Origin of the sequence: Leuconostoc lactis (assembly GCF_007954625.1) — a bacterium.
Lineage (GTDB): Bacteria > Bacillota > Bacilli > Lactobacillales > Lactobacillaceae > Leuconostoc > Leuconostoc lactis_A.
In genome coordinates, this window is the sequence record NZ_CP042420.1 from 13,194 (window position 1) to 35,165 (window position 21,972).

Annotated in this window: 19 protein-coding genes and 1 riboswitch; all 19 genes read right to left on the reverse strand. The window is 44.6% G+C overall.

Annotated features, from left to right (window positions below; translation table 11 throughout):
- Position 1: 1 nt before the first annotated feature.
- Positions 2-553 carry an NUDIX hydrolase gene (locus tag FGL80_RS00070; RefSeq protein ID WP_147001588.1) on the reverse strand — a complete coding sequence of 184 codons (552 nt, stop codon included), beginning with the start codon at positions 551-553 and terminating at the stop codon, positions 2-4.
- Positions 553-777, reverse strand: coding sequence for a cold-shock protein (locus FGL80_RS00075; RefSeq protein ID WP_010000511.1), 225 nt, complete (start codon positions 775-777; stop codon positions 553-555). The genes FGL80_RS00070 and FGL80_RS00075 overlap by 1 nt, the downstream gene beginning before the upstream one ends.
- Positions 778-837: 60 nt before the next feature.
- Positions 838-2,286, reverse strand: a complete 1,449-nt coding sequence (locus tag FGL80_RS00080; protein WP_147001589.1) for an NCS2 family permease — start codon at positions 2,284-2,286, stop codon at positions 838-840.
- 43 nt (positions 2,287-2,329) lie between these two features.
- Positions 2,330-2,424: riboswitch (purine riboswitch) on the reverse strand.
- 61 nt (positions 2,425-2,485) lie between these two features.
- On the reverse strand, positions 2,486-3,415 hold the full coding sequence (locus tag FGL80_RS00085) for a glycosyltransferase family 2 protein (RefSeq protein WP_055307657.1): 930 nt from the start codon (positions 3,413-3,415) through the stop codon (positions 2,486-2,488).
- A 372-nt stretch (positions 3,416-3,787) separates the two neighbouring features.
- Positions 3,788-4,978 carry a UDP-galactopyranose mutase gene (glf, locus tag FGL80_RS00090; RefSeq protein WP_010000516.1) on the reverse strand — a complete coding sequence of 397 codons (1,191 nt, stop codon included), beginning with the start codon at positions 4,976-4,978 and terminating at the stop codon, positions 3,788-3,790.
- A gap of 132 nt (positions 4,979-5,110) precedes the next feature.
- On the reverse strand, positions 5,111-5,887 hold the full coding sequence (locus tag FGL80_RS00095) for a DUF4422 domain-containing protein (protein ID WP_055307656.1): 777 nt from the start codon (positions 5,885-5,887) through the stop codon (positions 5,111-5,113).
- A gap of 24 nt (positions 5,888-5,911) precedes the next feature.
- Positions 5,912-6,547 carry a sugar transferase gene (locus FGL80_RS00100; RefSeq protein ID WP_029509732.1) on the reverse strand — a complete coding sequence of 212 codons (636 nt, stop codon included), beginning with the start codon at positions 6,545-6,547 and terminating at the stop codon, positions 5,912-5,914.
- 15 nt (positions 6,548-6,562) lie between these two features.
- Complete coding sequence (gene map, locus FGL80_RS00105) at positions 6,563-7,351, reverse strand: type I methionyl aminopeptidase (RefSeq protein WP_055307655.1); 789 nt, start codon at positions 7,349-7,351, stop codon at positions 6,563-6,565.
- A gap of 168 nt (positions 7,352-7,519) precedes the next feature.
- Complete coding sequence (locus FGL80_RS00110) at positions 7,520-8,479, reverse strand: ROK family glucokinase (RefSeq protein WP_055307738.1); 960 nt, start codon at positions 8,477-8,479, stop codon at positions 7,520-7,522.
- 157 nt (positions 8,480-8,636) lie between these two features.
- The gene (locus FGL80_RS00115; protein ID WP_010000522.1) at positions 8,637-8,843 is read right to left on the reverse strand and encodes a YqgQ family protein; all 207 of its coding nucleotides are present in this window, start codon (positions 8,841-8,843) and stop codon (positions 8,637-8,639) included.
- Complete coding sequence (locus FGL80_RS00120; RefSeq protein WP_055307654.1) at positions 8,840-9,529, reverse strand: rhomboid family intramembrane serine protease; 690 nt, start codon at positions 9,527-9,529, stop codon at positions 8,840-8,842. Before FGL80_RS00120 ends, FGL80_RS00115 begins: the two co-directional genes overlap by 4 nt.
- A 4-nt stretch (positions 9,530-9,533) precedes the next feature.
- Complete coding sequence (addA, locus tag FGL80_RS00125) at positions 9,534-13,253, reverse strand: helicase-exonuclease AddAB subunit AddA (protein WP_147001590.1); 3,720 nt, start codon at positions 13,251-13,253, stop codon at positions 9,534-9,536.
- Positions 13,231-16,767, reverse strand: a complete 3,537-nt coding sequence (locus tag FGL80_RS00130; protein WP_147001591.1) for a PD-(D/E)XK nuclease family protein — start codon at positions 16,765-16,767, stop codon at positions 13,231-13,233. Before FGL80_RS00130 ends, addA begins: the two co-directional genes overlap by 23 nt.
- 109 nt (positions 16,768-16,876) lie before the next feature.
- Positions 16,877-17,446 carry a nucleoside tri-diphosphate phosphatase gene (gene ntdP, locus FGL80_RS00135; protein ID WP_055307651.1) on the reverse strand — a complete coding sequence of 190 codons (570 nt, stop codon included), beginning with the start codon at positions 17,444-17,446 and terminating at the stop codon, positions 16,877-16,879.
- 112 nt (positions 17,447-17,558) lie between these two features.
- Positions 17,559-18,377, reverse strand: a complete 819-nt coding sequence (gene recX, locus FGL80_RS00140) for a recombination regulator RecX (protein ID WP_147001592.1) — start codon at positions 18,375-18,377, stop codon at positions 17,559-17,561.
- Positions 18,378-18,444: 67 nt separating this feature from the next.
- Entirely contained in the window at positions 18,445-19,173 is a 729-nt protein-coding gene (dapB, locus tag FGL80_RS00145; RefSeq protein WP_147001593.1) for a 4-hydroxy-tetrahydrodipicolinate reductase, read from the reverse strand.
- Positions 19,170-20,048: a 4-hydroxy-tetrahydrodipicolinate synthase gene (gene dapA, locus FGL80_RS00150; protein WP_147001594.1), complete on the reverse strand. Its 879-nt coding sequence runs from the start codon at positions 20,046-20,048 to the stop codon at positions 19,170-19,172. Before dapA ends, dapB begins: the two co-directional genes overlap by 4 nt.
- Positions 20,049-20,088: 40 nt before the next feature.
- Positions 20,089-21,252, reverse strand: a complete 1,164-nt coding sequence (locus tag FGL80_RS00155) for an N-acetyldiaminopimelate deacetylase (protein ID WP_147001595.1) — start codon at positions 21,250-21,252, stop codon at positions 20,089-20,091.
- Positions 21,252-21,959: a 2,3,4,5-tetrahydropyridine-2,6-dicarboxylate N-acetyltransferase gene (dapD, locus tag FGL80_RS00160; RefSeq protein WP_029509722.1), complete on the reverse strand. Its 708-nt coding sequence runs from the start codon at positions 21,957-21,959 to the stop codon at positions 21,252-21,254. The genes FGL80_RS00155 and dapD overlap by 1 nt, the downstream gene beginning before the upstream one ends.
- Positions 21,960-21,972: the final 13 nt, after the last annotated feature.

Sequence of the window (21,972 nt, forward strand, 5' to 3'; positions counted from 1 at the left end):
CCTAACCTCGCATATATGACCAGTATAAGAAGGCCGTTAACGTCTTTTGATCATTCAACGCACCCGCTTCAAACAGACGCTTCATCTCGTCATAGCTGATTATCTCAATATCTAAAGACTCACCTAAATCCCGTGGTAATTGCTCAGCAACGGGAATTGGCTGTAAATCACGGGCCACATAAAGATACATATAAGCATCTGAAAAACCAATGGTCTCATAAAAACCCGTCACCTGTTGGATATCACCGGCTGACACGCGTAATTCTTCATTTAACTCACGAACAACCGCATGTTCTGGTTGATCAACATCACGTGCATCTAACTTACCAGCAGGAATTTCTAAGATAAAATCCCCAATTGTGGCACGATATTGTTTTTCCAACAGAATATGGTCGTCATCAACAAATGCTAACACGGCAATTGCAGGCACATGTCGGACAATATCCCGTTGTGAGATCTTCCCATTAAACAACGTGACTGCCTGTTTTTCGACACTAAAAATAGGCCCTTCATAGACGATTTGGGTATCTTGTACTTGCTCGCGTTCCGCCATTATACTTCTGATGCCTTCTTCATGATGGGTCTTACTTCTGCTGCTTGATAATCTTTATAGCCTTGAACGAGGACGTAACTGACACGTTCCCCTTGATTGAGCGACTTAAAACCGTCCATATCAATGCCGTTAAAGTGAACGTAGACGTCAGCGCCGCCCTCGTCCGGAGTAATGTAGCCATAGCCACGTTCTTTTTGCCAAATTTTTACTGTTCCTGTTTTCATATTAACATTGTATCAAAAAAACCGCCATAACGGCGGTTTTTTATTGAAATCAATGTCGGATTACATGAATGCCAACATAATAAAGTTAATCAAGAAGAAAGTTGATACGATTAACAAAACCGGTGACACTTCCTTGAATTTACCAAGGGCCAACTTCACCACAATGAAGAAAATGAAGCCGGCGGCAATACCATATGAGATTGAGTATGAAAAGGCCATAAAGACAGAAGTGAAGAATGCTGGAATTGCAACTTCCAAGTTTTCCCAAGAAATCTTCTTGAACTCACCCATCATCATGATCCCAACTAGAATCAACAATGGTGACGTTGCCGCTGACGGCACAACCCCAACAAACGGTGCGAAAATCACCATCAAACCAAAGCCAATGGCTGTCACAACATTGGCTAAGCCGGTGCGGGCACCAGCTGCAATACCAGTCGCTGATTCAATAAACGTTGTGGTATTTGACGTCCCAACAACACCCGCTAAAGCAGTGGTAAAGGTATCAACCACCAAAGCGCGATCCATCTTTGAGTTAAAGCCATCTTCTTGTTCAAACGCTTTCGTGTCTGCCTTTGAGAAAATACCCGTTTGATTACCAATACCAATCAATGTCCCAATCGCATCAAACAAACCAGTCAGTCCCATGGCAAAGATTGTCACAATAGCCATTAAGGCGTTTTCCCAATTTGAAAACAGACTACCCATGCCTTTTGCACCAAAGGCTTGTCCAAAGACATCACCAAGTTGGTGGAAGGCAGAACCAATTGATGTGCCTGGTTGGATTTGTGTGTTCGTCACGCCCATTGGAATACCAATCAAAGTTGTGGCAACCAACGTAATCAGAAAGGCACCCGGTACTTTGCGCATCACCAAAACAAGAAGCAACACAAAACCAATTAAAGCCAACAAAACTGATGGTTCGTTAAATTTTGTCAATTCTGGTGTGACACCACCATTGGCTAAGAGTGAATGAATCGCCCCACTCGTCTTACCTGTGTAAGCTTCGTCATTGACTGTCTTAACGTTGTTACCATCAACCAAGAAGTTAATGAAACCGGCGTTCTTTAAGCCAATATACGTCACAAACATCCCGATACCACCACCGATGGCGGCCTTTAACTCGGTTGGAATCCCCTTAACAATTGCGCGACGGCCATGTGTTAACGTAATGGCGATATCAACAACACCAACCAAAAAGACAATCGCCAAGGCTTGCTGCCATGAAAAGCCAAAGCCAAACACGATGGTATACGTGAAGTACGCTTGCATCCCAATCCCAGGCGCCAATGCAAACGGTACATTGGCAAATATACCCATGAACAACGTGCCAAACATGGCAACGATAATCGCTGCCAAGAAGACTGCTTGTTCAGGAATACCAGCTTGCCCCAAAATTTGAGGGTTCAAAAAGAAAATGTAAGCCATCGACACAAAGGTCGTTATCCCTGCTAAAACTTCACGACGTACAGTCGTTTTGTTTTCAGACAGTTTAAAAAACTTTGACATAATACTCTCCTAAACGCGAAAAATCTGCCCACCACAAATGATGGACAGATCCCGCATTTGTGATAGTCCAACATCGGTGCTGGGTAGAAACAGTCGGCCATTATCCGACACTATATCACGTATTTTTTAATATAATACAGTTTAACACTGATGGACTCGCGTTGACAACCCATAAATATGTCTCTCATAAAGATCGTCACTAAGCACTCTCACAGACTTGTGGCACATATTCAATCGCCGGCCGGAATTTAAGCCCTTGATAAGTGCCTACCACAATAATCTTTAATTTTTGACCACGAAACTGCACACTTGGTAACAATAAGGTCTTAGTAAAATCAAGCCCAGTATGCGCAAGCGTTTTGCCTAATTTAATAAGCGAATGGCGCCGCCGCGATGTCAAGATGCGATTGCGATACTCATAATAATAACGGGGTAAGCGTGTGATATCTACTTCGCCCACAATATCTCCAGGCTTGGGGTTTGCTTGACTCGCATGTACCACAATTGAGTCTCGCACAAAAAATCCCGCACTAACTTGCGTCGCACGTTGGGTAAATTCAATATCATCCCCCCAGATGAAATATTCTTTTTGCGGTAACCCAATTTGCGCAATCACTGCCCGTGAAAAGATTGTTGAGACAAACGTGGCCTGCTTGATTGGCAGCCAGCGCGCCTTATCCTGTAATAGCGTGGCAGCGTTTCCTGCCAGTGGTGCTGGGACGTTCATTTTCGACCAATCACCATCGGTCCAAACCACTTTACTAGCTGCCCAACCTGCCTTAGGCTGCGCTGCAAATAACGCCAGTAATTTAGATAGCGCATCCTCAGTTGGCATCGAATCATCATCCATCACCCAGACATAATCATCCTGCGTGAGCATCATAAATTCTCGCATACCCCAATTAAAACCGCCAGCACCGCCCAGGTTTTCCGACATGTGGGTCACAATTAAGCGTGGATCTGTTAACTGATCTAAATACTCATGTGTCCCATCAGTACTCGCGCTATTAACCACAATAAGATGTTTTAAGGCAGACGTGTCTTGTGCTAACACTTTTTGAATCGCTTCTTTTAATAACGGTAGCCGATTATACGTGACAATCATCGCTGTTACAGTTGGTTCAGTCATGTTTTCCCTCTTCAATTATGATATTGATTACTGCGGTCACAGAGACTGTGTTGTGGCCCACAGACATCACACATTAGCCGATCGCCAAATTTGCCTTGCTGTTGGCAACCTGCGACTAGACAGTTGCACTGTTCACAAAATGGCACAAAAAAATAACATCGCTGTCGAACACTGTTGGTACGCTTCTTGCCTAAGCAATCTCACTGTACCAGTCATTGTACGATCAGACATCTACCGATTATGCCTTTCGATGTTAATTTAAATGTTGCGTTACGCCATCGTGTCGCTGTCCAGTTGCTAAATCACCGATTCAGTGCTAATTAGTCAGACGAATCACGCTCAAGTGTTATATGTACGCCCAAAAGGGCCTGTTTATTTAACGTTGTCATGCGCGAAGTTGAAATCTGAAGCGACCCCAAATTCTTCACGAACCGTATTCAAAGCATCATTAATCACTTGATCCATATCAAAGTAACGATACTTCCCTAAGCGACCACCAAAAATAATTTCTGCGTGCTTTGTCCGTGCTTCTTTCGCATATTGCTTGTAAATTTGCGTATTTTTGTCATCGTTGACTGGGTAATACGCTTCTTTTTCACGGTTCCACTCTTGTGGATACTCACGCGTAATGATGGTTTTCCCTTCATCAGCCAAACCATCAAAGTGCTTCCATTCCATGACACGTGTGTAAGGTGTTTCGGCATCTGTATAGTTAATGACAGCATTACCTTGATAGTTTTCTGAATCCACTACTTCATGCTCAAAACGGAGTGAACGGTATTCTAATTCTCCAAACTTATAGTCAAAGAATTGATCAATCATGCCCGTGTAGAGTACTCGTGGGAATTCGGCTAATAACGTATCCTTATGATCAAAGAAGTCAGTATCTGTTAAGACATCAATCAAACCATTTGATTGGGCCACCATACGCTCAAAAATTTGGGTATAACCACCCACCGGAATCCCTTGATAGCGGTGGTTAAAGTAGTTGTTATCGTAAATAAAACGTACTGGCAAGCGCTTAATAATAAAGGCTGGCAATTCAGTGGCCTTACGACCCCATTGCTTTTCCGTGTAACCCTTAATGAGCTTTTCGTAAATGTCAGTTCCGATTAATGAAATCGCTTGTTCTTCCAAGTTACGTGGTTGACGATCACCTAAATCAGCCAAAGCCGCGGCTTTTTGTTCAGCAATTTTGGCTTGTGCTTCAGCAGGTGTCTTGGTTCCCCACATTTGATAGAACGTATTCATGTTGAAGGGCAAATTGTACAATGTGCCTTTGTAGTTTGCCACCACTTGGTTTTGATAGCCATTAAATTCAGCAAATTGACGAATATAATCCCACACTTCTTTATTATCTGTATGGAAAATGTGTGCGCCAAAATCATGCACCGTAATCCCATGTTCAGTATGGGTATGCATGTTACCGCCAATATAAGGGCGCTTTTCAACAATCAGGGACCGCTTGCCACGCTTGGCAGCTTCGTAGGCAAAAATCATGCCGAAAGGTCCAGCACCAACAACTAAGTAGTCATAATTCTTCGTATTAAATTTATTTGTCATAGTAGTTCTATTATACCTGAGACAACCCCGTTTTGCATATCAAAAATCATGCCATGATGGCGATTTGCCACAGTAGGTTCATGCTATACCGCACCACTACCCTAATTTATGGCACAAAAAAGGCCAATCACCTTAATGTGATCGACCAATGCCAATTTTCCGTGCGACAAATCGACCACCTTTTAGCAGCCAATTTTGCTTTGCCATAAAAACAACTGGCACTTCTTGATACTGAATCTGATTTTTTTCCAACCAGACATCAAGTAGGCGTTCACTCAAGAAACCATAGACCCGTTGTTCATAACTATCCCACGTTTCAACATCTGCTTGCACGCGGGCCTCCACGGCAAATAAAATATCAAATAACCAATCAACATACGCATCAAATCGATCACGACGCATAATGAACATATTAAACATATGCGCCCATGTCCGTGACATATTGCGATCAAAGGCTGCCAAATAGTCTGGCTGCTTTGTCGCGATGACCTCACGCAAAATATCAAGTGGGGCTTCGTGATGCGCATGCCGATAATGAGAATCACTGGATTCAATCCAGTAGCGCCGCTTTTTGGGTAAAATCACGTCATTTTTAGCCAACAAGTCTGTTAACTGCGCTGACGTCAAAATTTTGGCTAAATCTTTTTGCCGGGAAAACGAAAAGAACCGGCGGTAATGGACCAAACCAATCACATCAGCGTCGCTATTGTGACGTGCCCAGTAAATTGCAGTCAATTCATTAAAATACGGATTTTTTTCAGAAATGTTGCGACCAGTATCATCTGAAATAAAGCCAGGAAACCGTTCTGCTGATAAGGCTGCACCAACTTGAATTGGCGTATAAATTGTTTGATCTGGCACCGGCACAACTTTGTGCGCTGCCATTAAAATTTGCGTTTTATTTGTCATTCATACTACCAAATACAGGCACTTTTAATAGGCACCTTTAGATTTAAATATCGCAATGATATTTCGGAACACGATACTAATGTCATACCAAAAACCAGCATTCGCAACGTATTCTAATTCGATTTGTGTCCGTTCTGGATACTCGATCAATGAGCGACCACTGGCCTGCCAAAGGCCTAGCGCACCAGGCCGTACTGACAAAAACAAAGCGACTTGATCGCCATATTCTTTCAACTCTTCAGCAACAATTGGCCGAGGACCAACCAGACTCATATCCCCAATGAGCATATTCCAAAACTGCGGTAATTCATCAATTGTTGATCGGCGTAAAAAAGCTCCAAGCTTAGTAATACGTGGATCTTCCTTCGTCGGTAGCTTATAACCATTGGCGACGTATTTGTCATACAATGCCTGGTTCGACTTCAGGATGTCTTCTGCGTTGGGTACCATTGAACGAAATTTATAAATATCAAATGTTTTCCCGTTGCGGCCAACCCGTTGTTGCTTAAAAAATGCCGGCGACTGCGGGCTATCAACTTTTAATAAGATATAAACGATCAAAAATATCGGCGACAGTACGATCAATCCCAATAACGCAAAAACAATATCGATGCACCGTTTTGCAATTAAGTATGATCGACGTTTTGGCTTTATTTTCAATTTTCCAACTCACTTTTACAAATATTTTGCATCAAATTCCGGATCTTGACTTGTCAAGATTTTAGGACCATCTTTCGTGATTGCTAAGGTGTGTTCATATTGTGCTGACCATGAGCCATCAAGCGTTGAAACTGTCCAGCCGTCTGCTTCCGTATCGTCCGTTTCAACTTCCCAACCACCAAGGTTAATCATTGGTTCGATGGTAATGACCATGCCTTCGCGCAAACGAACGCCATGTCCTGACTTACCATAATGTGGCACTTGTGGATCTTCATGCATCGTTGGGCCAACACCATGGCCAATATATTGGCGCACATCGCCATAGCCATGTTCAACTTCTGTGTATTGTTGAATGGCATGCCCAATATCACCAATACGATTCCCGATAACAGCTTGGTCAATACCAAGATACATCGCCTTTTTCGTCACGTCCATCAATTGTGCGACTTCGGGTGACACTTCGCCAACTGCATAGGACCAAGCAGAATCTGAGACCGCCCCATTAAGACCAACCACTGTATCGACTTTAACAAGATCGCCGTTTTTTAATTTGAGGCCTTTACGCGGCAAGCCGTGCGCCACTTCATTATTAATACTGATAGTCGTGGCATACTTAAAGCCTTCGTAACCAATTTGCAAAGGAACACCGCCATGACTTTCAATATACTCACGCGCCTTTGTCTCAATTTCCCAAGTATCAATGCCCGGTTGAATCAAATCACGTAACATGTGATGCATGCCAGCAATAATGGCACCAGATTGGCGCATGGCTTCAATTTCTCTTGGTGATTTTAAAGTAATCATGTTTCAATATCTTCTTTCTAAATCAAAAAAGTCAAGTTAAGATCATTCTTTCAATAAGAATTACTATTCATTATACCTTTTTTTAAGCTTTTAAGCATGTCTTATTAAAATCCGTTGCAAAAAAAGACAACCTAATGGTTGTCTTTGGCAGTACATTTGAATTATTTTTTAGATACGTGCTAATGAAGCAGCCCCAATAACACCGGCATCATTACCTAATTCGGCCAACTTAACACGCGTTGATGTCCGAACAGTTGGGAAAGCAAATGTTTGCCAGTTCTTTTCAACACGTGCGCGCAAGAATTCACCAGCTGCAGCCACACCACCACCGATAACAACAGCTGATGGGTTCAAAATGTTTGACATTGCCGCTGTGGCATAACCAAGATAGTAAGCCACTTTGTCCACGACTTCATTTGCCAAGAAGTCACCATCTTTTGCCAAGTCAAAGACAATCTTTGATGTCACTTCGTCACCGTCAGAAATCAATTGCTTCAACTTTGATGAGCCAACGTAAGCTTCTGAAAAGTCTTGTGCCAAGTGAACAACACCTGTTGCTGACGCATATTGTTCCAAGCAACCGCGGTTACCGCATGTGCACAAGTAGCCATTTGGTTCAACAACCACGTGCCCAACTTCACCACCAGCACCGGCTGTCCCGTGAATTAATTGCCCGTTGGCAACCAAACCACCACCAACACCAGTACCAAGTGTCACAAATGAGACATCAGCATCATTGTTACCGGCACCCTTCCAGGCTTCACCAAGTGCAGCAGCGTTGGCATCGTTATCAAGCGTCAAAGGCAAACCAGTGCCTGCTTCGATGTCAGCCTTAACCGGTTGTTCAGTCTTCCAGTTCAAGTTGAAGGCACCCGTCACTGTACCTGCTTCACGGTTAACCGTACCAGGCGTTCCCATCCCAATACCAATCACACGTTCGCGATCCAATTGGTACAAATCAAGATGGTGATTAATTGATGCAATAATGTCTGGTACAATGTGTGACCCTTCGTCAAAAATGTTCGTCTTAATTGACCACTTTTGTTGGATTTCACCTGCATCAGTCAAGATTGCAAATTTGATTGTTGTGCCACCAAGGTCAACACCGATGAGTTTATCTTTAGCCATTGTTTTTTGGTGTATGTTGCCAATAGGGTAGCTCACTCACATGCCCTACCCAGCCGCATACATTTCCTCCTAAGAAATTTATTACCCATTCATTCTAACAGAAAACACTGACGATATGCAAGCGTTTTCATAGTTTTCAAAACAATTTTCATGCGCTTTAGTCACTAGGATTAGCGACCTCTTGTTCATGCTCATGCACTAAAATGATCTTCATTCGGGCATATTCCTGCCGGTCAATCACATTAGCTTTATACAAATTATCCACTTCTAATGCAGCCACTTCAATATCCCATAGGCGCTTTCCGACATGAATGTAAACACCAAAACGTTTGAGATACGTCAAAATATCATAAAAGTTCTTCATCCAATACCACCTTTTGATAACCATGTTAGGAGCACTAACAGCCCACTCACCCCAACAAGTGTCCAACGCATATACAGCGGAAACTTCCCTGAACGCCCGTAAAATCCGGCCATAACAGCAAACATAATCCCGCCAACCAGGCCACCAATATGGCCCCACATATCAACACCATTCGCACCGAACCCCATCACCAAGTTCAGTCCGACAAAGAGTAACAAGGTTTTCCCTTGTGCAAGAATTTCTGGATCATGCCGAAACTGACTAACAAACATCAACAAGCCACCAAACAGCCCAAATAAGGCAGTGGAAGCACCAACAGACACCGTTAAGGGTGCGAAAAGATAGGACATGATATTACCCACCACGCCACCGAATAAGTACAAGCCTAAAAATTTTCGGTGACCAAAAACCGCTTCTGCTAAGGGTCCGATAAACCAGAGCGTTAACATGTTAGTGATAATATGTAGCCAACCAGCATGTAAAAAAATCGGTGTGAGCAATCGCCAGTACTGGTGATCTATGGCAATCGCTGGTCCCCACTTGGCACCCAGCGCAACCAATAATTGCCCGTTCGTTGTTTGCCCATGGCCCATGATGACCTCCACCCCAAACATCACGAGGCTGATGGCCACGAGGCTGACCGTTACGGGCGCTTTTTTAAATTGTATCTGAATCGCATCTATCATGTATTTATTGTACACCCAAACCGACCACGCGACCAACGCTCAAGGCTACGAGCTGTGGGTCATGGAAGGTATAAGTTGGATATTCTTGTTGCAAGGCTTGCTGATATAAACGGAGCTGACCACGATAACGTTGGACTAACTTGGCCAAATCTTCTGTCATGCGATCTGGTCGAATATAATCCGTTTTATAGTCAAAAAGCGTGATCGATTGGGTTGTGTGATCGATGAAATAACCATCAATAATCCCGTGAACCAACACCGGTGCCGAATCTGCTAATCCTTGATAAATCTGGTTAGCTGGCATAATCATGGCAAACGTCGCTTCACGCGTTAAGGTTGCTGCATGTTGCATGACCCGCTGGGCAAATGGTGTCGCTAAGAATTGTAAGATCTGATCTAAATTAATTAAATCAGCGACTGGTTGCGTCATTCGCCCATTAGCCACTAGTTGATCCCGCAGCTCCGTCAAGGACTCACGTGTTTGTGGCACGGTAAAATCTAACAATTGCAACATTAAGTGCGTTGCCGTCCCAATTGCAGCACTAGAAGGTTGTTGCGACCCATCCGTCATAAACGTTGGTAACGTTAAATTCGCTGACACTAAATCATTGGCTGGCGATAACTGCCCATCTTCCGCCACTGTCAATGAGACCATTTGTGGGCGATCAGGATCTTCGAATAACCGCTTCATCTCACTGACAGATTGATACGCTGCCGTCTGGGTCGCTGCCATATTTGGATACTGATAGCCCAACATCGCTTGCGCCGCCTGGAAATCTTTGGCATCATAATCTTGACTGTTCGGCGTTGCCACCTCAGTTGGCGTCGTGTTATCCGTTGGTAAATGAATCGTTGCTTCCGGTATTAAATTCACTGTCAGCTGACCCGTTTGCGTGGTTTCTGGTCCGAGAAGACGTGGTTTGTCCCCTTCGCCCAACCAAGCTTCCAACGTTGGTTCTTGTGTGCGGGCAAGAGCCAAAATTAACCAATCGAGATAAGATTTCGCCGTCAGACGTAAATCTTCGCCTAAAAATTGGCCCGTGTTATTTTTAGCCCGTTGCCATAACGTTTGTAACGCTGTGCTTTGCCCGGACTCACTAACAGACGCACTCCCGATAAGGTGTAATTGTTGTTCAGCACGGGTCAAAGCCACATACAGCAGGCGCATTTCTTCTGACCAACTCTGGCGTTTGAGTGCTTGTTGGACGACCAATTGTTGCAAAGTTGGCATGCTTACCAAGGCATCTGGTTGTAGATAATTAATCCCAATACCGGCATTTTTTTGCAACAAGACTTTTCCCTTTAAATCCTTGGTGTTAAAAGCTTTATCGAATTCTGGGATAAATACAATGGGGAATTCTAGCCCTTTTGAAGCATGAATGGTCATGACACGCACCGCTTGTTCGTCTGCTTCTTGGGGTGCTTCGCCCAACTGACCATCGTTTTGCTGTAATTGTTCGATATACCGGACAAACCGGAATAAGCCAGCATTGGTATTGTTTTGATAAGTTCGAGCATAAGCATAGAGCGCATGCAAATTCGCTTGCCGCTGACCGCCACCCGGCATCCCCGCCACATAATCGAGCCACGCCGTATCATCAAAAATCGTCCAAATCAACGTCACTAAATCATTTTGAATCGCGAGTTGATGCCATTTTCCAAATTGGTCGATAATTTTTTGTGCAGCCAGATGCGTTGTTGCATAGGTTGTTAAGGCCGTCCAAAAATCATGCTGTTGATCCGCTAATCGAATCTCGGCCAGGTCATTTTCCGTTAACCCAAACATTGGCGACCGCAATACAGCCACTAACGGAATATCTTGGTGGGGATTATCAATGACCCGCAAAACATCCAGCATGAGATAAACTTCCATGGTTTGAAAATAATTCCCCACCGCATCAACTTGTACCGGAATACCAGCGGCGCGCAGACTCGCTACTAAGTCAATATAGCCGGCCTTTGAGCGGGTCAGAATCGCAATATCCCCGTATTGTACCGGCCGCATCCCCGCCGGTGTTGCCTTACGATCATAAATTGTCGTTTCCCGCAATGCCAGTATCTTTTCAGCTACTCGGGCATACTGGGCCTGTCGTTTTTCAAAATTTTCCACCGTCTCGTCAGCTTCTGTTGGCTCAGCTGCCTGTGCCTGCTTAGTAATAATGTCCACTGAAAAGACCGGCGGTACACTGGCTGGATAGTCAGCTTTTGGTACCAACTTAGCTTCGCCCAAATACGCAATGTCCCCTAATTTTTCATCCATGAGCTGTGTGAAAATTAAGTTGGTCATGGCCGTGACATTATTGTGTGACCGGAAATTATCGGCTAATTCAATTCGCTGATTATCGTTGTCAGCTTGCGCAAACTGTTTATATTTATGCGTAAATAGCGACGGTTCCGCCTGACGAAAACCATAAATACTTTGTTTGACATCACCAACCATGTACATATTATGGCCATTGGCAACTTGTGTCAGTAAGGTTTCTTGTAATTGGTTAATATCTTGATACTCATCGACCAAAATTTCATCAAACTGACTTTGAATCGTTTCACGGGTTGCCGTATCGGCTAATATCTCTAATGCTAAGGCCCCTAAATCCGGAAAGTCCACTAATTGGGCAGCGCGCTTCGCATCAGTAAACGCCGTCCGAAACGTCTGGGTTACCAAAACCAACGTCGCAACAAGCTGTTGTGAGGCGTCAGTAATCGTTTGCCACTGGCTTTGCGTGAACCGGAAAAACGTCTCCGTAAGTTGCTTTAACTGTGATTTGGCCCCAATCACTTGGTTTTTAACCGCGACAGCTTGGGCCAAAATATCCAAAAGTTCTGGCTCATCAGCCACGCCTTTGCTGGACTTCGTTTCTAAACTCACCTTAGGTGGCTGTAACAGCACTTGGCGTAGATCATCCCATTGCGCACTAGTGGCCATTGTCTGCACTTGTTGCAAATAGTCTTGTATTGTGGCCAACGCAAGCGTTGTTTTCTTCAGTTCTGGCACTCCTGACACCAGAACTTGGGCATCTTGAACCGCTGCTAATAGCGGTGTGATAGTGGTTGTCAGCGTTGGTAGGATATGTTGTTGGTACAGGTCAGATTGCGTGATAGCCGTCGTCAAATCTAACTGATTGTCAGCGAGTTGAGCCAACCATGCGGCACCATCAGGGCGTGCTTCTGCAAAATCCGTGAGCTTTAAGATAATGTCTTGTAACGCATTATCTTGCCCTGGTTGCCCAAAATTATTGACCAAAGCCAAAAAATCGGCGTGATGTTCGTGGTCTTCTTCATAGAAAGCCGCCAAAACTTGCGCCAGCACATCTTGGCGCAACATATCACGTTCGGCTGTATCCGAAAGCAACCGAAACTGTGGATCCAACCCGATGACATGATAATAATTTTCAATCAAACGCAACGCATAAGCGTCAATTGTTGAAATATTGGCTGCTGGTAAAAGTAACAGCTGTTCTTGTAAAAAGCGTTTAGTTGCCGCATCAACTGCCGGTAGCCGTTTTTCAATCGCTACTTCTAAACGTTCACGCATTTCTTGCGCGGCTGCATTAGTAAAAGTCACAATTAAAAAGTTGGTCACACTGGCCCCGTTTAAAATTTTCTGAATCAAACGTTCAATTAAAACCGTCGTTTTCCCAGAGCCCGCTGATGCGGCAACTAAAATATTGTGCCCTGTATCATCAACTGCACGTTGTTGATTAACTGTGAATGTCGTGCTCATCTGCCGTCTCCTCTTGCAAAATCTTTAAAATGGCTGTTTTTCCCTTGGGAGATTCAGGCCGATATCGATCACCCAATGAGCGATCAAAACGTAAAATATCGGTATACGGTGTGTACTGCAAACTCCCCATTGTTGGTAACAAAGGAAATTCACCACCTAAAATGTGGTCGCCAGCTTGTGTGATATTTTCAGCATTGTGCTGCAACAATAAGCCAAAATCGTCTGCTTCGACAAAATCGCTCGTCGCATACAATTGCCCATCTTTCTTCTTTTTCAGCTGATAAAATAGCGCGGCCTCACCGTCATCCAGCAGTTCCAAACTATCGAGATAGTCTGGCTCCGCCACAAATAACCCACGATACTTGAAAATTTCCGGCTGCACCTGACCCGCCAACAAAGCATCAACATCGCCCTTAAAGTCGGCAATGCGACGTCGTTCCGGCGCAATTTTAGCAAAAAATGCCCCACCAATGGCTTCAACCCCAAGCGCTTCCGCATTTTTTTGTGCGGCCTGCCAATAGGTCAGCAATTGCATTTGTAACCCGTCAAAGGCTTGCGCCCAATCAAATTGTTTGCCGTTAGACTTGTAATCAATAATCGTCCCAAACACACCGTTGGGGTCTTGACGATCTAACCGATCAATTTTACCTCGGACTTTAATTGGTCCACGTCGGCCAGAAAATTCTAGTGCTGGCAAGGCGCCCTTAACCGGAAAGCCAAAGAGTTGTTCCACTGCTTGTGGATAAGACCCATTAGCACGGGCAGCTTGCTGCAAATTTATCATGAGTTGTCGACTAATTTTGGCCAAATGATCGCGCACTGCCCGCATTTTCCCATTAGTCGCCAGTAATTGATACACTGGCAGCGACAATTCAGCGGTCATGGCCTGTGATACAAGGTCTAATAATTCTTCTGTCGTCACATCGCGCAAACTCACCTGTCGCTGGATCAACGCGCGGATCACTTGTTCTAATACGGCATGGTATAACGTTCCCGTCTGGGCCACATTAAGTTCGTTGGTCGTCCGCTCTTTAAGCCGTAACCCATACTGCAAAAAATAAGCCAACGGATTATTATAATAACTTTCCAATTGTGAAATAGACACATTTAACTGCTGACCGAATAAGGACTGAACAAATTCAGGGCGTAAAATTTCTGTTTGGTTGCGATAATTTGGTGCGGATAACACGCGTTCTAATCGGTCTTGTTGCGTCACACTAATAGCATTTTGCAGGGCTTTAAACGCCGACGACTGTTGATAAGTAGGGATTAATTTGACTAATTCAGACAAGGTTGCTCGTGGCGTGCTTGTGTAATTTTTCAACAATGCTGCACTATCTGCTGGCACCCGTGTGATTTTGGTGACAGGTGTTTGGAACGTTGAGACGAGTCGTTGATAAAATGGCGACATATCCGCAATTTTCCCCGCACTGTCAAGGACCGGATAAGACAAAGTCACGCTGGTATTAGCAGATGATAACGCCCCATAAAATAGCAGATTTTCTTCGGCCATTTGTTGTTGCGCGGTATTTTGTAAGTATTTCGGTTGCTCACCGGCTTGTAAGGCTGGTTGCACAATCAAACGCTCGGCATCATTAATCAAAGCCGTTGTCTTGGCTTGCGCCGGTAAGTTTGTCCGTGTCCCCCCAATAAAAAATAGATGCCGGTAGCGGTTACTTTGCACAATCCCAGCTTCCGAAATGGTCAGTTGATCTAAATGATTGGGAATCCCAGAGAATTTGGCGCCCGCAAAACCAGCCGTCAAAATCGCTTTAAATTGCGCGAGGTCAAATACTGCATCCCCATCAATGGCGACCAATTCATCTAACGTGGCCGTGAAAAGTTGCCAAACTTCACCGCCTTGCCGCGAACGGGCGAGATCACCAGCCGCAAGATATTGATCACGCTGTGCCAAAATGGCATCTGTCACATGATACTTTTGCAACCACATGACCAAGCCTGTTGCCGCTTCCCGCATCGTTTTAGCGTGATCAAAGCTTTCTTGTAACGCATCAAAGGCCGCCAAAATAAACCGACGTAAGGTTTCAATACGCCGATTAATCTGTTGATCTTCAGTTTCTAATGTGACATCATCCTCGGCAACTTCATCTGTCATTGTAAACAATTCAAACGGCTGGTCTAAATGCCGCCACCGTGCTTCAAACGGCTTATTGGCATAGAGATAGTTATCAAAATAACTTACCACATCAAAAAATTCAGCTTCCGGTACTAACGCTTGATCTTGAAACGGTCGCAGAAGGCTCGTTTTTAAAATTGCCATGACATTTTGGTATTGCAAGCGTTCACTCGTTGGCATGAGCAAATTCAGCAATAGCTCCACTAAAGGATGATTGGCCATTTTTTGGTCGGTATCCAAAAAGTAAGGTAATTCTAATTGCGCCATGACTTCAGGGATATGATCAGTGTAAGGCGTGAGGTCACGCACCAAAATCAAAATATCGCGCAAGTGTAAATCAGGATCTGCTAATAATAGGCGTCGAATACGTCGCCCTACTTCCTGAATCTCAACGATGGTATTTTCCGCAGCAAACACCGACAAGTCCGATGCTGGTTGGTCGGCTTGATATGGCCGGTATTCGCCGAGATGGGTCCAAGCTGTCAATAATTGTGCACTTGTTTGACTGAGTGTTCGTCTGGTCTGTGGCTGTTCAAGTCTCACCGGCTGCTCTGCTTGCTTTGCCAAGCGCATGAGTTCTTGGGCTGTTGTCATCGGTTTGAAGAAAACATCCCCTGGTTGTTGCCGACCTAATTGGTCTCCATCACCTAACAAGGCCATTGTCACAGGGTAACGTTGCACTAGTTGTTGCACCACTTGCCATTCGGCACTCGTAAACCCGTTGAACCCTTCAAAATAAAAGGCCACATTTTCAAGGGGATGTTGGGCCAATTGCGTCGCTAAAAATGGTAACACCTCCAAAGGTGTCATGCGGTCAGTGCCCATTTTTACAGCCAACGCATCGGCTACAATCGCTAAGTCTCTGAGTTTGGCGGCTAATGTCTGTCGTAAAAACGTCGCATCATCCGTTGTGTCATTCAAAATTTGTAACAAATCTTGGGGTGTAATGCGACTAGCCCGCAACTCAACCAGTTGCGTCACTAAAGCAGCGATAAAGCCTGGTTTAGCCTGCATTCTAGCAAAAATTGGTAATTGCGGTGCATACTCACGTAAAATATCGGACACCATAATAAATAACCCAGTATTTTGCACAATATCTGGCTGCTGATTGGGCATGTCCTTGAGCAATGCCCAAGCTAAACGGGTTAAGGAATAGACTTGTAAACGGCTTTGTGCATACAAATCTGACTGAGGATCATAACCATTTTGTTGCGCCAACCGTTGTAAAATCGCCACTTCACTATCAAATTTAACGTGGTTAGGCACGATATAATACACTGTGGTTGCTGCATCTTGCGCTAATTTTTGCTGAGCATCTGCTAATAACGCACCCCGTAAATCAGCTTGGGCATGCGCCATATAAATTGTTACCGCCATTTACGCCTCTTTTCATCATTAACACACATCTGTGTGACGTTAATTTCTCATCATACTGTCTATTTTAGCATACAAAAAGCACGTCATTTCTGACGTGCTGCTTGCTTTATCAACGACGATCTTTAAGTCGCTGTTGCATCAAATGTTGGTATCTTGTATACCAAACATCGACATATCCTTGTGAAAAAGGGCCCGTGCCTTCGTTGATCCAGTCAACTAAAATCTTAACATGTGCCTTCAGAATCTTATCGATTTCTGGTGGATAATGCCATTTTTTGCTGTGCGCTGCATATTCATCAGCATCCAACAAATGTTTTTCCCCATCAGGAAAAACTTTGACATCTAAATCGTAATCAATATACTTTAGCGCCTCTTTATCTAAGACAAAGGGTGACGCTAAATTACAGTAATACGATACCCCATTATCACGAATCATGGCAATAATATTAAACCAATACTTTTTATGAAAATAGACAATTGCCGGTTCACGTGTCACCCACCGTCGTCCGTCGTCTTCTGTCACTAAAGTATGATCGTTTAATCCAATGATTGCATTTTCACTGGTTTTTAAAACCATGGTATCGCGCCAAGTTCGATGCAACGAGCCGTCATGCTTATAACTTTTGATCGTGATGAAATCACCTTCGCGTGGCCCGCGATTTGACTTATCAAAACTCATGATCGTACCTACTCTTCTAACACCGAATGCTCTTTCATTGTATCAAATATTATACGTAAATGATAGACTACAAGCACTTTACCAAAAAGAGTGCCAAAGACGGTCTTTGTCTTTACTCAGAAAATTCTGTCAGCGCATCATTTTGGGTAACGGCTTGAAGGGCCACGTCAATCCATTCTGCCGAAAAGCCTTTGGTGTAAAGTTTATTTTTAACTTTATATTGTCGTTCCGACTCAGTTACATTGCGATAGCGATACCACAATCTTTCAGCTTGCCGAATCACGTTGGCACGTTCTGTGTCCGCATCATTAGCAAAATCAATCTGCGCCACAACTGCCTGGGCAATGTCAAAAGAAAAGCCTTTTTGTACAAGCGCTTGGACAATCTTTTGTTGCTTGGCACGTGTTGCTTCACGTTGATAACGTTGGGCTAATTTTAGGGCTAATTGTTCCCCCACGGCTAGCTGTTCAGCTGTTGTATAAGTTGCCAGTGCTTGGGTAATCGCTGATGCTGGTACCCCTGCCTGCTGTAAGGCCAAACTAATGGTCACCGGCCCTTTGGGTGACAAGCGCTTTTTGGTTGCCACATAATGTTTGGCATAGTTGAAATCATCAACATAACCTAAATCTTTTAATCGTGCCAATACGGTATCTTGAATCGCCTCAGTCACTTGTTGATCCGATAATTTTTGGCGAATTTGTTTTTCGGTCCGTAACGCATGGCCCAAATAATTTAAAGCTGTATTCAGTGCTTTGGCAATCGCATCATCATATTTGATTTGTGCAATTAAGGCATCATCTAATTCACGGCCCTTGGCCAAGCCGTATTTAATCAAGACACTTTCTGCAACGCCAAAAGCAAAAACGTTGTCTAAGTCAATACTGTAGCGTCCAGCTTGCTTTTGAGTCGCGATTTTCGTAATTTTTTTCATATTACTATTGTACGCAATCCATTCGGTAATTGCTCAAAATATGTCCAAAAATCACCAGTCCCCACAATTAAAGTACGTGATCGAGGCCAATTGCCAAGCCGCTCATCTGGGTTACGCCTTGTAAAGCACGCAGTACACCTGGCACAAACGCCGCACGACTCGTTGTACTTTGGCTCAAGGTCAATTGTTCATCCAGGCCACCAAAATACACGGTTTGTTGCGCAATGTAGCCCGGTAAGCGCAGCGCATGTACGGGAACAGCATCAATGACTTCACCACGTGCTGGCCCTGTCGTTGTTGGCTCTGGATCACGTTGACGTGCAGCAGCAATGCGCTTAGCTGTTGTCACAGCTGTCCCCGAAGGGGCATCGATTTTCTTAGGATTATGCGCTTCAACAATTTCGACATCCGGAAAATACTGCGCTGCTAACTCGGAAAATTGCATGAGTAACACAGCTGACAAACTAAAATTAGGGACAATTAATACCCCACCACCAGCTGCACGTGCCCGTAAATCAGCTACTTGGTCATCTGTTAGTCCCGTCGCACCAATGACAACGGCCATATCATGTGCAATCGCCCACACAGCATTGTCATACACCGTTGCTGGTGTACTCACATCCAAAAAAATATCTGCTGGTTGATCAATTTCTGATAGGGCTGTCCAAACTGGATAGGCACTGTCATGTGCGTGCCCACTTAAAATCCCCACAATTTCAAATGCTGAATCCATCAAACCGGTTTGAATCGCTTGGCCTAATTTACCAAAGCCACCAGCCAAAATAACGCGCGTCATGCCTTTGCCTCCAATCGTGTCGTTAATTGTTGTGTTTCATCAGCTGTTAACGGTAGAATAGGCAGCCGAGTGATGTTGTGCAACAAGCCTTGTTCAGCCAACTTGGCCTTCACCGGTGCGGGGGATGGCCAATGAAATAAAGCAGTCATTTTAGGGGTTAATTGACGCTGAATTTGGCCAGCTTGACGCCAATCGCCTGCTAACATAGCCGTAAATAAGGCCGTCATCTCATCCCCATATAAGTGCGCTGCAACAGAAATTGTCCCGGCACCCCCCAGGCTAAATGCGGCTAAAGTTTGCGCATCTTCACCTGTGTAAACGGCAAAATCCTCGTGCTGAGTCAATTCAACTTCCGCTCCGATAAATTCAGCCGACGTGGTTTCCTTAATGGCATTAATATTGGGGTGTTGTGCTAACTGCACGACACTGTCAACCGTCAAACCAACGGCAGAACGTCCCGGAATATTATACAGCATGACCGGTTTTGTCGCGGCATCAGCAATGGCGCTAAAATGGGCAATCATGCCGGCTTGGCTTGGCTTGTTGTAATAAGGGGTCACAGCCAAAATGGCATCAATACCCGAAATGGCACTTAATTCACGCGCCATTTCAACAGATTCTGCCGTATTATTGGTTCCCGCATTCGCAATCAATAAGACACGATCACCAACATAACTGGCAATAAATTCTGTAACGGCCAACTTTTCATCATGGGTCAAAGTTGGGGACTCACCAGTTGTCCCAGCAATAACCAGACCTTGTGTGCCATGCGCCAACAAATGATCAATCACTTTCGTCAGTGCTGCATAATCAATTTGGCCGACTTGATCAAACGGTGTGACCACTGCCGTGATCAGCTGAATATTTTCGTACATAACTTTTCCTCTAAAAATTCCAAGCACTGGTTACTAGGTATTACGCTGAAACTGTCATCCGCCAAATTAAAAAGTCTTTTAAGGCTTCAAATCCGGGGACCAACGCTGCTTCATCAATCGACAATTCCGGACTATGTAAGGGATGGGTATCATTGACACCAAGCCACAACATCACGCCGGGGATGTGCTGCAACAAGTAGCCAAAATCTTCGCCGGTCATGCCTGGTTGCGCCACTTGGAAGTCAATATTATCTGCCTGTTGCATAAATGCCATCATTTGTTGTGCTAAGACTGGATCATTTTCAACCGGTAAATAACTGCCACTTTCTAGTTCAACCGCAATCTCTAAATCATTGGCTAAGGCAACGCCATCAATAATTTGACGAATACGACGAATCATGATGTCAAGGCCAGCTTGCGTCATACTCCGGACAGTACCTTCAAAATGCACAGTATCCGGAATCACATTATTAGCAATGCCACCATTAATCACCCCAATACTCACCACCCCACCTTGCATGGGATCAACCGAACGCGACACCACCGTTTGCAATTGCAAAATTAATTCTGCAGCAGCGACAATCGGGTCTTTGACCAAATGGGGATAAGCCGCATGACCACCTTGCCCATGAATCGTGACTTTAAGTTCAGCCGTGCCGGCAAACAAAGTGCCTGGGCGCGTACTCAATACCCCTGCCGGTAAATCAGGCTGATCATGGATCCCATAAAATTCATCTGGTCGCCATTCGCCTTCAAACAAGCCAAGATCATAAGCTATTTTCCCACCACTCATCGCTTCTTCAGCTGGTTGAAAGAAGACAATCAAATTATCTTTGGGCTGATGCTGACTGAAGTATTGCACAATGGCTAAAGCAATACTCATATGGACATCATGGCCACACGCATGCATGTTACCCGGATGCGTTGACGCAAATGGTAACCCCGTCGCCTCTGTCACTGGCAACGCATCAATATCTGTCCGATAACCAATCGTGCGCTGTGGGGCTGTTCCCTGTATACGCACCAAAATAGCCGTTGGCAACGCATCAACCGTTCGAATGGTCATCGTGTCATTTTGCCAAGATTTTAGTTGTTTTAACAAATAATCATGCGTTTTGTATTCTGCTAAGGCCAATTCTGGAATTGCATGTAAGTCTCGTCGATAGGTGCGTATGGCCGATGAAATGTCTGCTGTGTCCTGCATTATAGTCCTCTCAAAGCATCAATTAAAGCTGTTTTCTGTTGGGTTTGTGCATCAATTTTTTTGATCACTTTCGCCGGTACACCAGCCACTACGGTGTTGGCTGGCACATCTTTGGTCACAATGGCACCAGCCGCCACCACGGCACCATCACCAATCTGAACGCCTTCAATGACAACGGCGTTTGCCCCAACCAATACATTGTCACCAACACGGACGGGTTCTGCTGAAGCCGGTTCAATCACCCCGGCTAATACGGCACCAGCGCCAATGTGTGAATTTTTACCCACAATAGCACGACCACCTAAGATGGCCCCCATGTCAATCATCGTGCCAGCACCAATTTCCGCGCCAATGTTGATGACTGCGCCTAACATAATCACGGCATTATCCCCAATCGTAACCTGATCTCGAATAATTGCCCCCGGTTCAATGCGGGCATTCACAGCCTTTTTATCGAGCAATGGAACTGCTGAATGACGTGCATCATTTTCAATATAAACATTTTCTGCCGGTAAATTAGCAATCAGTGGCGCAATATCAGCCCAATCGCCAATCAGTTGCCCAAATGACACCCCGCCAAATTGTTGTACCGTTACCGGAATTTCACCGGCTAAGACCCCTTTATAAGTTACTTTCACGGGCGTGACTTTTTTAGCATTGGCGATGAAATCAATCAATTCTTGGGCTGCATTTTCTGTCGTTGTCATGTTTTTTATCCTC